Here is a 15,083-nt window from a genome sequence, read left to right as displayed (position 1 = left end):
TGAACTCCTACGGAGTTCTCTTCAACACAATTATTCGTAATTTCTACACAGATTCCGCTCCTACGGAGCGCACTATTCTCTAGATTATTTTCATTCATTTTCGCAGACGAAGTGCTTTATTCTTTTTTTACCTTTAATTTTTGAACCGGCGAATCTCGCAGCCCGACCTGAGTGGAGCTCTTTTTGTAAGACTGGGAAAAGCATTGGCACAAAAAAGCGGAAATCCTTCGACAGACTCAAGATAAACTTCGGACGGAAATAGCTGCCCAAATAAATATTAGCTTATTCGAAACGAAAAGCCATTTGCCAATCGCTATTCATCAACTCATTTTAAATTTTTCCTTCCACAGAAATTTTCCGAGGTCGAAAACTTTTCTTAACGGTTCATTATCCATTAATTCAAAACCTGTGTCAATGGTTTTCTCAATGAAAATGTCAGTCTTTTCAAAATCAGGAGAAGTGTCTTTTTTCCAGAAATCAATGGATGAAACCAAATGAAGCCAAAGTGCTTCCTGTCTAGATTTTTCGTTGAATTTTCTGATATCTTCCTTCGCTTTTTCAATCATTTCCCATTCGTTGAAATTGAGAGTATTAACAAATTGTTTGTGGGTTTCCCTAAGATTCTGAAGCGTTTTAATGTTCTGAATTTTATTGCTTCCTAAAATAGATAATACCAATGAACGGTTCATCGTCATATTTTCAAAGAAAATGTAATACACATTCAGGAGTTTTTCTTTGGTTGTCACTTCGCTCGAGGAATTTACTTCCGAAGCGAGTTCCAGAGATTTCGTGAAAAGATGATTCACTATTTCTCTTTCGATTTGCTCGAATCCTGAGAAATAGTGGTAAAATTCTTTCTCCTCAAAATTGTTTTCTTTCGCAAAAAGGTAAACGTTTTTCGGTTTTTCTCCGTGATTCAAAAGATAGTCTCCGTATAATTCAAATATTTTTTCCTGCGTGATATTGGCTTGTTCTTGCATAATAGAATTTATTTATTGACAAATTTAGTAAATAAATTTACATTTAATTAAAATAAAGTATAAATTTGTACTATATAAACAATTTAATTTTTGAATTATGTTGACAATACAGGCACAATCGAATATACCTACAGATTTTGGAATGTTTACTGTTTATGCATTCTCAGAACATGAAGAAGACTGGAATCCGCACTTGGTTTGGGTGGCAGAAAATACAGATTTCAGCAAAACGGTAAATGTACGTTTTCACTCGGAGTGTATCACAGGCGAGATTTTTCATTCTAAAAAGTGTGAATGCGGACAACAATTGGACGCGGCAATGAAATATATGTCGGAAAACGGAGGAATAATTATTTACCTTCGACAGGAAGGGCGTAATATCGGAATCATCAATAAGTTAAGAGCATATGCGCTTCAGGAAAAAGGTTTTAATACGGTGGAAGCCAATTTAAAGCTGGGTTTGCCCGCAGACGGAAGAAATTTTGATGTAGCGGTGGAAATGCTTAAGATTTTGGATGTGAAAGAAATTAATTTGCTGACTAATAATCCGGATAAGCTTAAATCTCTGGAAAACAGCGGAATTATTCTCAATCATAGAGTTCCTTTGGAAATAGAATCTAACGAGGTAAACGAAAGTTATCTTTCAAAAAAGAAAGATTATTTTGGACATCTCTTAGAAAAGGTATAATTTTCTCATTACGCTGAGAAACAAATTCCAGTCACCAAAACCAATCTTATGAAAAAAATTCTGCTTACCGGCGCTACCGGATACATCGGAAAACGAATGATAAACGTAATCGCTGCACAAGGTTATCAGGTAATCTGCTGCTGCAGAGATAAAAACCGTTTTTCTAAAAGTGTGGATATTGATGATGCCCAGATTGAAGTGGTGGAAGTGGATTTTCTGAAACCCGAAACACTGGAAAATATTCCGAAAGATATTTCGGGAGCGTATTATCTGATGCATTCGATGAGCAACAGCAACGATTATGCAGAAATTGAAAGACAATGCGCCGTTAATTTTTCAAATTATATTGAAACCACAGATTGTAAACACATTATTTATCTTTCGGGTTTGGCGAATGAAAAAGAGCTTTCTCAACATCTGAGTTCAAGATTTGAAGTTGAAAAAATCCTGATGAAATGTAAAGTTCCGGCAACCGTTTTACGGGCTGGAATTATCATTGGTTCAGGAAGTGCATCGTTCGAAATCATCAGAGATCTGGTGGAAAAATTACCGGTGATGGTGGCTCCGAAATGGCTCCACACAAAATGTCAGCCGATCGGAATTGCCAATGTTCTGGATTTTCTGATTTTTACTTTATTTAAAGAACAGGCATATCACAGAAATTTTGATATCGGATGCGATAATGTTTTGACCTACAAAGAAATGCTTTTGGAGTTTGCTAAAATCAGAGGACTGAAACGAAAGATTTTTACCGTTCCTGTAATGACTCCGAAACTGTCTTCATACTGGCTGTATTTTATTACTTCAACATCCTATAATTTAGCTTCTGCATTGGTCGGAAGCATGAAGATTGAAGTCATCTGCAGACCGGAAAGCCTTGCTGAAATCAAGCAGATTACCGGAGTTCAGCCTTTTTCTTATGATACGGCGTTAAGAAGAACTTTGGCTAAAATTCAGGATAATGAAATTGCTTCAAGCTGGAAAGACAGCTTTATCAGTAGCAGAAGCGATTCCAGCCTGAAAGATTATCTTGATGTCCCGAAATACGGCTGTTTTGTAGATTTAAGAACTGAAGAATATGATGACCGTGAAAAATGTCTCCACAGAGTTTTTTCTTTAGGCGGCGCAAACGGATGGTACGGTCAGAGTCTCTGGAAGGTTCGCGGTTTTATGGATTTATTGGTTGGCGGACCAGGATTGAGACGTGGAAGAACGCATCCCGATAAACTTCACGAAGGTGATGCACTGGATTTCTGGCGTGTTCTGTATGCCAACAAAGAAGAAGGAAAACTGATTCTTTTCGCAGAAATGAAACTTCCCGGAGAAGCGTGGTTAATGTTTAAAGTGTATAAAGGTAAACTTTGGCAAAAAGCGGTTTTCCGACCTCATGGATTAACGGGAAGACTCTATTGGTATTCTGTTTTGCCGTTTCACGGAATTATCTTTAAAGGGATGGTAAGAAGACTGGCAGGAAAAATTTCTTGATTTCAAATATATCCGATTATTTTTTAAGAATTGGCAGCACATAAGCGTGTTGCCAGTTTTTGTATGACATTTCTGTAGTAAACAATTGAGGATTATATTTTTAAGCAAATTTTAAATATTGCCTTAAACATCAGATAGAAAATTTTTATGAATCTTATTTCTATATCACTTTCATAATGCTTAATTTTAAAGTTTTAAACGTTTAAACATTTACTAATACATCATCATAATGGAAAAATACAGTTATGGTATGATCGGACTGGGAGTTATGGGGAGAAATCTCCTGTACAACATCGCCGATCACGGATTTTCTATTGCAGGATTTGATCTTGATCATGAAAAAATAAAAGATTTGGAAGAACAGAAAACTTCCGATATGAATATCAAAGGAATACCTTCTCTGGAAGATTTTGTATCGCAGCTGGAAACACCGCGAAAAATTATTCTGATGGTTCCTGCCGGAAAACCGGTAGATGCGGTATTAGAAAATCTTAAACCGATTCTGAGCGAAGGAGATATCGTAATAGATGCCGGAAATTCTTACTTTAAAGATACCGACCGACGTGTGGCAGATCTGGCTTCCCAAAAGCTTCATTTTATGGGAATGGGAGTTTCCGGAGGTGAAAAAGGAGCGAGAACGGGACCAAGTATTATGCCGGGCGGAGATCAGGAAGCATTCGTACTTTTACAGCCGATGCTGGAAGCCATTGCAGCCAAAGTAGATGGTGATGCGTGTACAGCCTACATGGGAAAAGGTTCTGCCGGAAATTATGTGAAAATGGTTCACAACGGGATTGAATATGCCATCATGCAGCTCATCAGCGAAGCGTATGATTTGCTGAGAAAAGGAGCAAAGCTTACAAATGATGAGCTTTATGAAGTGTTTAAAGAATGGAATAACGGAGAAATGAATTCTTTCCTGATCGAAATTACAAGAGACATTTTCCAGCAGAAAGATTCTTTAACCGATGGTTATCTTGTTGATCAGATTTTAGATAAAGCAGGTGCTAAAGGAACCGGAAAATGGACTTCCGAACAGGCAATGGAAATCGGCGTTTCAATTCCGACGATTGATATTGCGGTAACGTCCAGAATTTTATCAGCTTATAAAGACGAAAGAATAAAAGCGTCGCAACTATATTCTCACAGTGAGGTTGTAACTCCTGAGAACAAAGAAATTTTCATTAATGAAGTGGGAGAAGCTCTGTATTTATCTACACTAATCAGCTATGCACAAGGTCTGGCTTTACTGGTAAAAGCTTCTGAAGAATATCAGTTTGAAATTCCTCTGAAAGATGTAGTAAAGATCTGGAGAGGAGGATGCATTATCCGTTCTGTTTTATTGGAGAAATTCTATACTGCCTACACAAAAAATCCTCAGCTTTCCAATATTCTGCTTGATGAAAATATCGCAGCTATCGTTAAAGAAAAGGTTTCTTCATTGAGAAAAACAGCAGCTTTTGCAGTTTCAAACGGTATTTCAAGCTTAGGACTTCAGACGGCTTTAGGATATTTCGATGCCTATACTACGGAATCTCTTCCGGTGAATCTGATTCAGGCACAGAGAGACTATTTCGGAGCGCATACCTACCAGAGAACCGACAGAGAGGGAGTTTTTCACACCAACTGGGAAAGTTTTAATCATTAAAATTCAGAAATGAGCGAAAATAAAGTTTTGCAGCCCACCACAATTATCATTTTTGGCGCAACAGGAGATTTAGCAAAAAGAAAACTTTTTCCTGCATTTTACAACCTGTATATAGATGGAAGAATGCCGAAAGGCTTTAACATCATCGCTTTGGGAAGAGCAGATAATTCCGACGAATATTTTAAAAATTACATCAGAGAAAACCTGAACAGCTTTTCCAGAAAAAAAGTAACTTCGGAAGACTGGGCGGGTTTTCAGGCACATATTACCTATGTACAGCATCAGCTTGATGAAGAGAGTTCCTATAAAAATCTTAATCAGAAACTGGAAAGTTTTGACAAAGTCTACGGAACAAGAGGAAACAGACTTTTTTACCTTTCAATAGGTCCTAATTTTGTCGCTACCATTTCCAATCATATCAAAAATGCATCGCTTGCTTCAGATCCTAAAAAAGACCGTATTATCATCGAAAAACCTTTCGGACACGATAAACAGTCTGCCATTGAACTGAACAGCCTTTTGGCAGAAGCATTTGAAGAAGAACAGATCTACCGCATCGATCATTATCTGGGAAAAGAAACCGTACAGAATATTCTTGCCTTCAGGTTCGGAAATGCTATTTTTGAACCTTTGTGGGATCGTAAACATATTGAATCTGTACAGATTACGGTAGCGGAAGAAGTAGGAGTGGAAACCAGAGGCAGCTTCTATGAACAGACCGGTGCATTGAGAGATATGATCCAGAATCACCTCTTGCAGATCCTTTGTATGGTGGCAATGGAACCGCCTGCTTCACTGGAATCCGGAGAAATCAGAGATCGTAAAGTAGATGTCCTGAAATCTATACGAAGAATTCCTGCGGAGAAAGTAGACCATTATGCCGTGAGAGGACAATATGGAAAAGGAAAGTTAAATGGCGAAAAAGCGAAAGGTTACAGGCAGGAAGAAGGGATTGCGCCGGATTCCAACACAGAAACTTTTGCCGCCGTAAAGTTCTATCTGGATAATGAAAGATGGCAAGGTGTTCCGTTTTACGTTCGTACCGGAAAAAAGATGAAGGAGAAACATTCTTACATCACCATTCAGTTTAAGCCGCTTCCGCATTCTACGTTTTCAGAAAGCTCGCAACAATTGTCTGCCAATCGACTGATTATCAATATTCAGCCGTTAATGGATATCAGACTGCAGTTTATGGCAAAAAAGCCGGGACTTTCTCTGGTTTTAAAACCTGTGGAAATGATTTTTGATAATTTTGCCTGTCAGGAAGATACACCGGAAGCGTACGAAACGTTATTGCTGGATGCTCTTTTAGGAGATTTAACCCTGTTTATGCGTTCCGATCAGGTGGAAGAAGCATGGGATGTGGTAAAAACCATTCAGGAAGCGTGGGCAAATGAAAAAGATACCTCTTTCCCGAACTATGAAGCCGGAAGCTGGGGTCCGGAAGAAAGTACGGCTCTGGTAGAAAGACAGGGGCATCACTGGGTTTAAAATTTAATAAAGAAAAGTAAAAATGAAGATTACCGTATTTAACGATTTAGATACATTATATAAAAAATCTGCAGACCGATTTGTAGATTTGGCTGAAAAGTCCATTAAAAATCACGATCGTTTTGTGGTGGCACTAAGCGGAGGTTCTTCTCCGAAAGCGATCTTTAAGCTGCTGGCTTCCGGGGAATATGCAGATAAAATAGAGTGGGGCAAAGTCTTTTTTTTCTGGGTAGACGAAAGATGGGTTCCGCTGAATGACGAGAAAAGCAATGCTAAAATGACATTCGATACCCTTCTCGATCATGTTTCCGTTAATAAAAATCATATTTTTCCGATGTATAAAGAAGGAGTTTCTGCAGAAGAATTTGCTGTGGAATATGAAAATCAGATCAGAAATGTTTTGGGAAATGACGGACGTTTTGATTTTATTCTTCTGGGAATGGGAGACGACGGACATACAGCATCACTTTTTCCTGGAGAAAAAGTGCTCTGGGAAAAAGAAAAGTGGGTGGATGCCTATTATCTGAAACCTCAGGAAATGTTCAGAATCACTCTTACAGCTCCCGTGATTAACAACGCTGAAAATATTTTAATCGTCACCTTTGGAGAAAGCAAAAAACACGCTCTGAATGAAGTTTTAAACGGAGTTTACAATCCCGAACAGTATCCGATGCAGCTCATTGAAAAAAGAGATTGTGTAGAATTGTTCACAGACGAAAAAGCAAAAGGATAATCATTAAATTTAAACTTTTTTAAACTCTTTATCTGAATGTTTTGCGTCTTTGCAATGGGTATAGCTGTTCAATTTTAATTTGAAAACTTTACATCAAACCCACGTTAAGATAAAATCTTTTCAGATTAAATTTACCTCAGTTCGGGATAATAAATAAATTTAAATAATTGATTTATAAAATTATATTGATTTATCGCAAAGAAAAACAAAATATTTTTTTACTTATTGAAAGTTTGTAAGCTAGCTAAACAAAGGCACTTCGTTTATTTAAAAAGACAAAAATGGTATTACTTTGATAAGTTTTACGCCTTTGTATATCTTAAAAGCTGAATTATTTACAATTGAATCTCTTTGTTTAGCCTTGCGTTTAAGAAGACTTATCCCGAACTCAGGTTAAATTAATAAGTATTTAAATAAATATTGCATATATATTAAGCAGCGACGGCACTCGTGCCGTCGCTGCTTTCTTTAAAACTATAGTATAAATATTTACTTACCCTTTGTGATACGGACAGCCTGATGTCGCAGCCGGAGCATTTAAGGATATATTTTCCGGAGTTTTTGTTCCTTCAAAAAACTGCTCTTCTATAATTTTTCTTTGATCTTCAGGAATATCCTCCAGTTTTCGAAGCGTATTCACCTGAATATGCGGCCAGCTTGTCGTTCCGCCGTCATCTCCGAAATGGAATTCAAAAAGAATAATCTGCTCATACTGAAGCTGAAGAATCTCTCTTCCGTTTTCTACAACTGTTTCAATCCACATTCTGAAATTTACCTCCACCGTCGGAACAAAACGGTTTACGAAAGGAACATTTAAAATCCCGCCCTGTGCGCCGGTTTTGTTTTTGGAAGACATCTGAAGAAAAACATAATTCTTAACTTCCTGTCCGCTGAGCGTATCTCTTAATCTCAGATCTGGTCTTACCGAATAAGGATAAAGATCGTGTGCAAGAATTCTCTGCGTATAAATTTTATTTTCTCCCGGATCATTTTGGTCATTCAGCGTTTCGTGAACCCACGCCGGAGCGGGCTCATCCAGATTGATAGGATGGGTTTCACTCGCTCCTGCTCCTCCCATCGTTGGCGAAACAGAAAGGAAATCATAATTCCATGCCTTATCGCCTTCCGGAAACTGCGGCGCTCCCTGTATAAGATAATTGGACTGGGAAGGAACAATGTCGCCCAGTAAAGTGATCGTGCTTCCGTGAGGAATCACTCCGCTTCGCGAAATAGAATAATCCGGAATAAAATACGGTCCGCGATTACCCGCTCCCGGTTTTAGTTCTTTTGCCGGAATGATCTCATAATATTCCTGTCCTTCCTTCAGTTCACTCATCAGAATATACTGAGGATTTCCGTTTTCATCTTTCACCTGAACCAAAGGCTCGTTTCTGTATTCGCCTTTGTACCCGTAGTTTTTGTAATCTTCCTCATCAAAAGCATGAATTCCGCGGTCTCTTTCTATAGATTCCTTTGTAGCTGCGTGATTGTAGACATCACTCAGCCAGAGATACATCCCGTTTTCTTCATGAATAGGCGTGTACAGCAAATCCGGATTATCTTTTTGGGTATTTACACTTTTAATGCTTTGCTCGTACTTTATAGCCCCGCAGAAAAGCTCATTTGCCCCGCCACGATTGCGCACACCTCCCGGAACAAGAGAAAAAACCAGTTTTTCAATGTATTCTTCACATTCGAAGCTGAACTTTCCCGGAATTGTTCCCGAATTGGTTCCCGGTGAAGGCATAATCGTGGTATGAACGCCGCTTCCGTTCATTGTTCTGTCGATATTTCTATTGTAATCGGCGTTGTAGCTCACCCAGGTTACGTCCAGAGCCTTTAAAATTCCATAGTCTACATTATCTACAATCTGGTTCAGATTTTTTTCTCTGAAAGGAATCAGCGGATCATCGATCGTGAGTTTGGAATACCCTTTCATAAGGTTTTCCAGAAAACCCTGAGAACTGTCTGCGGATGTTCTCAGAAACAGGCTTTCCTGCTCAATACTTTCTTTTTGTCTTTTCAGCATGGTAATTTCGTTTTTATAATGATTAGTTTTTTTGATTCTGAAAATTATTTTAAACTTCAAAATAGAGATTTAAAGATTTCCGAAATCATCAGTTTTACTCTTCAAAATTAATCAGTCTGGGAAACAAAAAACTCAGTAGTTTTACTTAATTCTATTGGTTGATCATAACTTGCTTTTGCAATCCCTGATATCTTTTACATCCCTACATTTTACAGTAATCTCAGGCATTTTGTAGTAAAATTGAAATTATTTGTGAATTCTTGGAAATTTTTTCTTCACTATTAGGCTGGAATCACCATAAAAGCTATATTTGCAGCCTAAATTTTAAAAATAATGAAAGAACTAATTGAAAAAATCAACGCAGAATTTGAAGCTTTCACAACTGAAGCAAACCAACAAGCAGAAAAAGGAAACAAAGCAGCTGGAACAAGAGCTCGTAAAGCAGCTTTGGAACTAAGCAAGCTTTTCAAGGAATTCAGAAAAGTTTCTGTTGAAGAATCAAAAAAATAGTTGTTCCCAAAACCGGCTTTCAGTCGGTTTTTTTTATTTGAATTTTAAATAAGAAATTCTGTTTTTAAAATCATCACTTTCATACAGTCTTGATTTGTGGATTGTAAATCAAAAATGAATCTCACATTCACCATTGACTTTTTCACCATTCACAGCAACAATTCACCATCACCAAATCCTTTCTGCATTTTCCCATTTCCGCAAATCTCTTTATCTTTAACGAATCAATGATTAATATGAAGATAAACAGATTTCTTACGTTGCCTGTTATGATGGCAATGACTCAATTTTCTTTGGCTCAGAATGCCGTTCCTCAGGAAAAACTTAATCCCGTTGTTCAGAATTTCGTGAATGAGGTAAACAATAATTCTCAGCTTGAAACGATGGCGTATGAACTTTTGGACGGAATCGGTCCGCGTCTGATCGGAACTCCGGAAATGCTTGCCGCCAATGAATGGACGGCAAATAAACTGAAATCATGGGATATTGAAGCCAGTCTGCAACAGTTTGGAACATGGAAAGGATGGCAAAGAGGAATTACCCATGTGGATATGACGTTTCCGCGGATGAAAAGTTTATCGGCAACCCAGTTAGCATGGAGTCCGGCAACCAAAGAAGCGGTGGAAGCAGAAGTTATTATTCTCCCTAAAGTTTCTTCCAAAGCTGAATTTGATGAGTGGATGTCTTCCGTGAAAGGAAAGGTTGTTTTGATGGCACAATACCAGAAAATTGGTCGTTCCGACGATCAGATTAAAGAATTTGCTACACCTGAACTGTATGAGAAACTCAAAAAAGAGAAAGAACAGGCTTCCAAAGAGTATCAGAATTATATAAAAAGCATCGGCTATAATAACGAAACGCTTCCCGAAGCTCTGGAAAAAGCGGGTGCGGCAGGAATTGCGATTTCCAACTGGACAGGAATTATGGGAGCCAACAGAGTTTTTGAGGCAAAAACGAAAAATATTCCCATGTTCGATATTGAGCTTGAAGATTATGGAATGTTGTACAGAATGGCGGAAAACGGTGCAAAACCCAAGATCAGGATCGAGGTGAAATCAAAAATCCTTCCCGAAGCAAAATCGTTCAACACCATCGGAACGATTAAAGGAAAAGAAAAGCCTGATGAATACGTCATTCTTTCTGCGCATCTGGATTCGTGGGACGGCGCGCAAGGCGCTACAGACAACGGAACGGGAGTTTTAACCATGTTGGAAGCGATGAGAATTCTTAAGAAATATTATCCAGATAACAAAAGAACCATTATTGTAGGACTTTGGGGAAGTGAAGAGCAGGGACTGAACGGATCGAGAAGTTTTGTGGCGGATCATCCTGAAATTGTAAAGGGAGTTCAGGCGGTTTTCAATCAGGACAACGGGACAGGTAGAATCGTAAATATCAGCGGACAGGGTTTTGTACATGCTTACGATTATCTTGGAAAATGGCTGAATGCGGTTCCTAAAAATATTAAAAGCCAGATTAAAACAGACTTTCCAGGAATTCCCGGAGGAGGAGGTTCCGATCATGCTTCTTTCGTGGCAGCAGGAGTTCCATCGTTCGGATTGGGTTCTTTAAACTGGGGATATTTTGGCTACACATGGCATACGACAAAAGATACGTACGACAAAATCATTTTTGATGAGGTGAAAAGCAATGTGATTCTAACGGCAACTTTAGCGTACATGGCTTCAGAAGATCCCGAATTTTCGAACAGGGAAAAAAGAGCAATGCCTTTGGACGATAAAGGGCAGGTTACCCAATGGCCGGAAATGAGAAAACCGATAAGGGATTTTAAGGATTATTAATAAAGTTTAAGTGAAAAGTTAGAAAACTCTATAGAGTTTTATCTGTGTAGAAAACATATTCGCAAGGCTTTCAGCGTTCCGTAGGAACGCTATCTTTAGAAAATTCATTGAGAATTGCAGATATCAATCCGTAGGATTGATTGATAGATTTATTCTTATTTCTACACAGATTCTGCTCCTAAAGGAGCAAAACTTTTTTACTTTAAATTTTTAATTGAATATCCGTTAAACAACCTATTACTATGCACTGATATGAAAATCAATTATTTATAACAGGCACTTCGACAAGCTCAGTGTGACACCTCTAATACTAAACGCTTGATTTCTAGCGATGTCAAGCTGAGCCTGTCGAAGCTTTAGGTTAATAAACGGACAATCAAAATTTTTATAATAAAAAAAGCGACTCAATTCATGAGTCACTTTTTATTTAGAGAAAACCGGTTATGAAGAACCTTTCTGATCTCTTCCATTTTTATTTCTTTTACAATGTAGGTTTTACAGATCTCGTTGTTGAAATGCATATGAAAATCCATCCGCATGGATTTGTTTGATGATTCATTTTCGGGATGTTCATAATTGATCCAAAAAAAGAAAAGATTTGCCAGACAAAGTAAATTTCTTGCAAATGATTTCAGAATATTGGGATAGTTACCGTAATCATCAATCACTTTTATTTTAAAAATCTTTTTGCCAAGAGTACACCCGAAAAAATGTTCTGTTACTGATCCTAAAACAATTGCACACGGAATTGAAAGAATCACAGCGACAATCAGAGGTTTATGCAATATGAAAACAAAAAGCAGGGTAAAGGGAATCATGTCTATAATTTTGGAACAGAATCTGTCCCTGCGGTTCTTTTCGTAGGTAGTATCATAAGAGATTTCATATTCAAAAAATTCATAGATGCGTCTTCCTTCCGAATCAAAATTTCGGGTTGCCCTTCTTGTTGTCTTATTTTCTTTAAGCTCTGAAATTTTCATCTTACCATGTGTTTCCATTTAAACCTTTTGTGTTATGCTGAACAGAATTTTATTAGTAATGATAAAGGCAAAATCATTTAAAATTCAGTTATTTTAGATTTTTCGACTCCACTTCGTTTCGCTCAAAATGACAATTTCGTAAATAAAATAACCATCTAAACAGACTTGAATTTAAAACCTTAATCATTCTTACAAAACCATACTCAGCTGAATTCTTTTTCTCGCTTCATCAATCTCCGTTACTCTTACCTGAACGTGCTGATGCAGTTTTACCACTTCATTCACATCAGAAACAAAGCCGTCTTTTAACTGGGAAATATGAACCAATCCGCTTTCCTTGATTCCCAGATCTACAAAACAGCCAAAGGCAGTGATGTTATTGACGATTCCGGGCAGAATCATTCCTGCTTTTAAATCTTTGATGCTTTTTACATTCGGGTCAAATTCAAAAACTTTAGCCGCTTTTCTTGGGTCCAGTCCCGGTTTTTCCAGCTCTTTTAAAATGTCTTTGATTCCTAAAATTCCGATGTCTCCTGTGATGTAGTTTTCGGGTTTTATCACTGCAATTTTTTCTTTATTGGCGATCAGCTCATTGGTTTTTATGCCTAAATCTTTTGCCATTTTTTCAACAATTCCGTAGGCTTCGGGATGTACGGCAGAATTATCCAGCGGATTTTTGGCATTATGGATTCTTACAAATGCGGCTGCCTGCTGAAAAGCTTTTTCTCCCAGTCTCGGAACTTTTTTAAGTTGTTTTCTATCTTCAAAAGCTCCGTTTTCTGTACGGTAGTTCACTATATTTTCTGCCATTTTCTCGCCGATTCCCGAAACATAGCTTAATAAAGATTTACTCGCTGTATTGAGATTGATTCCTACAGAATTTACACATTTCATCACCGTAGAATCCAGTTCATTTTTTAACTGAGTCTGATCTACGTCATGCTGATATTGTCCGACTCCGATGGATTTCGGATCTATTTTTACCAGTTCTGCCAACGGATCCGCCAGTCTTCTTCCGATAGAAACCGATCCTCGAACCGTCACGTCATAGCTTGGAAATTCTTCACGCGCAATTTTACTTGCAGAGTACACCGAAGCTCCGGCTTCTGAAACAACGAAAACCTGTAAAGGTTTGTCGAATGCAATTTTCTTGATGAAAAACTCGGTTTCGCGGCTTGCGGTTCCGTTTCCGATGGAAATGGCTTCAATGTTATAGGCATTCACCATAGAGCGGATTTTTTTCATTGCCATTCCGCTTTCATTTTGCGGAGCGTGCGGATAAATGGTCTCGTTGTGGAGCAGATCGCCTTTTTCGTCTAAACATACTACTTTGCAGCCGCTTCTGTAACCCGGATCAATTGCCAGAATCCTTTTTTCTCCCAAAGGCGGCGCGAGAAGAAGCTGCGTGAGGTTTTCAGAGAAAATCTCGATGGCTTTTTTATCAGCTTTTTCTTTCGCTTCCTGTAAGGTTTCATTGGAGATTGCGGGTTCCAGTAATCTTTTGTAGCTGTCTTTGATTGCCAGTGAAATCTGTTCCGATGTTTCGTTGTTGGATTTAATGATGGCATTTTCAATAAAATCAATAGCTTCTTCCTTATCGATCCCCACATTGGTTTTCACAAAACCTTCGGATTCGGCTCTCAACATGGCTAAAAGGCGGTGAGAAGGCATTCTGTTCAGGCTTTCTTCCCATTCGAAATACTGTGAGAATTTCTGTGCTTCTTCTTCGTCTTTTTTGGCTTTCACTACTTTTGAAGTAACCATTGCTTTTCGCTGAAAAAGGCGGCGGAGATTTTTTCTCACGTACATATTTTCGTTGATCCATTCTGCCATGATGTCTCTTGCGCCCTGCAAAGCTTCTTCTTCGGATGCAACCTGATCGTTCAGATATTTTGAAGCCAAAAACTGCAGATCCTGAACTTTCTGGCTCATAATCATTTTCGCTAAAGGTTCCAGTCCTTTTTCTTTCGCGGCATCGGCTTTGGTTTTCTTTCTTTTTTTGAACGGCAGATAAAGATCTTCAATTTCCTGAATATCAAAACTTTCTTCAATTCTCTGTTTCAGTTCCGGTGTTAAAGCATTTTGTTCTTCAATCGATTTTAAGATGGATTTTTTTCTTTTTACAATTTCTTCAAACTGTTTACTGAGTTTCGAAATCTGTTCAATCTGTGTTTCGTCAAGGTTTCCGGTTTTATCTTTTCGGTAGCGGGAAATGAAAGGAATGGTGCAGTCTTCCGCCAATAGTTCTAAAGTGGCATTGATGCTTTTTTCGAATATGTTGAGGGATTGCTGTATGTATTGTGTTGTGTTCATTTTAAAATTTAAACGGCTAAAATAATCAAAATGTCTTTTGTAAACCTATTTTAAGTTTAACTACATTATGAAGTTGTTTAAAGTTAAAGAGTTTGCTCCTTTAGGAGCAGAATCTGTGTGGAAATAAGAATAAATCCATCAATCAATCCATAGGATTGATATCTTAAATATGATAAATTTTCTAAAGATAGCGTTCCTACGGAACGCAGAACGCCTTGCGAATATGGGGTCTACACAGATAAAACTCTATAGAGTTTTCTGCCATTTTACTTTAAACAACTTTACTTTAAGAGCTCATTTAATATTGCTAAATAAAAGTTTTTATAGCTTTTCTTAATTTTAACACTAAGAATTTCAGTTAGTTCAGTTAATTGTAATTAATAAGTTTATTTTTATTTAGTTTTTTAGCTAAAAAGTCTTAATT

Annotated in this window: 11 protein-coding genes; 7 read left to right on the top strand and 4 right to left on the bottom strand. The window is 37.8% G+C overall.

All coding sequences use genetic code 11. The features are described 5' to 3' along the window. Nucleotides 1-320 precede the first annotated feature (320 nt). Nucleotides 321-980 (bottom strand): TetR family transcriptional regulator C-terminal domain-containing protein, encoded by a 660-nt coding sequence (locus tag H6W53_RS02970; RefSeq protein WP_185204805.1) that lies wholly within the window; start codon nucleotides 978-980, stop codon nucleotides 321-323. Nucleotides 981-1,077: 97 nt separating this feature from the next. On the opposite strand from H6W53_RS02970, the gene ribA reads away from it, so the two are divergent. The 5 genes from ribA to pgl all read left to right on the top strand — a co-directional run bounded on the left by ribA (nucleotide 1,078) and on the right by pgl (nucleotide 7,025). Further along, a complete protein-coding gene (gene ribA, locus H6W53_RS02965; protein ID WP_185204804.1) occupies nucleotides 1,078-1,668 on the top strand; it encodes a GTP cyclohydrolase II in 591 nt (196 codons plus the stop codon). A gap of 48 nt (nucleotides 1,669-1,716) precedes the next feature. Then, entirely contained in the window at nucleotides 1,717-3,153 is a 1,437-nt protein-coding gene (locus H6W53_RS02960) for an SDR family oxidoreductase (protein ID WP_185204803.1), read from the top strand. Nucleotides 3,154-3,382: 229 nt separating this feature from the next. Continuing rightward, nucleotides 3,383-4,801, top strand: a complete 1,419-nt coding sequence (gene gndA / locus H6W53_RS02955) for an NADP-dependent phosphogluconate dehydrogenase (RefSeq protein WP_185204802.1) — start codon at nucleotides 3,383-3,385, stop codon at nucleotides 4,799-4,801. Between the two features lie 9 nt (nucleotides 4,802-4,810). After that, complete coding sequence (zwf, locus tag H6W53_RS02950; RefSeq protein ID WP_185204801.1) at nucleotides 4,811-6,292, top strand: glucose-6-phosphate dehydrogenase; 1,482 nt, start codon at nucleotides 4,811-4,813, stop codon at nucleotides 6,290-6,292. Between the two features lie 22 nt (nucleotides 6,293-6,314). After that, entirely contained in the window at nucleotides 6,315-7,025 is a 711-nt protein-coding gene (gene pgl / locus H6W53_RS02945; RefSeq protein ID WP_185204800.1) for a 6-phosphogluconolactonase, read from the top strand. A gap of 493 nt (nucleotides 7,026-7,518) precedes the next feature. On the opposite strand, the gene H6W53_RS02940 is transcribed toward pgl, so the two are convergent. Further along, entirely contained in the window at nucleotides 7,519-9,054 is a 1,536-nt protein-coding gene (locus H6W53_RS02940) for a peroxidase, FMP-type (RefSeq protein ID WP_185204799.1), read from the bottom strand. A gap of 333 nt (nucleotides 9,055-9,387) precedes the next feature. Between H6W53_RS02940 and H6W53_RS02935 the strand changes: the two genes are divergently transcribed. Together H6W53_RS02935 and H6W53_RS02930 are read left to right on the top strand one after the other, a co-directional pair. Then, a complete protein-coding gene (locus H6W53_RS02935; RefSeq protein ID WP_076394683.1) occupies nucleotides 9,388-9,564 on the top strand; it encodes a histone H1 in 177 nt (58 codons plus the stop codon). A gap of 236 nt (nucleotides 9,565-9,800) precedes the next feature. Beyond that, nucleotides 9,801-11,366, top strand: coding sequence for a M20/M25/M40 family metallo-hydrolase (locus H6W53_RS02930; protein WP_185204798.1), 1,566 nt, complete (start codon nucleotides 9,801-9,803; stop codon nucleotides 11,364-11,366). Nucleotides 11,367-11,782: 416 nt separating this feature from the next. Here H6W53_RS02930 and H6W53_RS02925 read toward each other — a convergent pair whose 3' ends face one another. Together H6W53_RS02925 and H6W53_RS02920 are read right to left on the bottom strand one after the other, a co-directional pair. Beyond that, nucleotides 11,783-12,346 (bottom strand): RDD family protein, encoded by a 564-nt coding sequence (locus tag H6W53_RS02925; RefSeq protein ID WP_185204797.1) that lies wholly within the window; start codon nucleotides 12,344-12,346, stop codon nucleotides 11,783-11,785. A gap of 189 nt (nucleotides 12,347-12,535) precedes the next feature. Continuing rightward, nucleotides 12,536-14,659: a Tex family protein gene (locus H6W53_RS02920; RefSeq protein ID WP_185204796.1), complete on the bottom strand. Its 2,124-nt coding sequence runs from the start codon at nucleotides 14,657-14,659 to the stop codon at nucleotides 12,536-12,538. Nucleotides 14,660-15,083: the final 424 nt, after the last annotated feature.

It is taken from the genome of Chryseobacterium sp. C3, from assembly GCF_014218905.1.
GTDB classification, from domain to species: domain Bacteria; phylum Bacteroidota; class Bacteroidia; order Flavobacteriales; family Weeksellaceae; genus Chryseobacterium; species Chryseobacterium mucoviscidosis.
The sequence above is the reverse complement of the archived record's forward strand: the minus strand, read 5'-3'. Positions and strand labels throughout refer to the sequence as shown.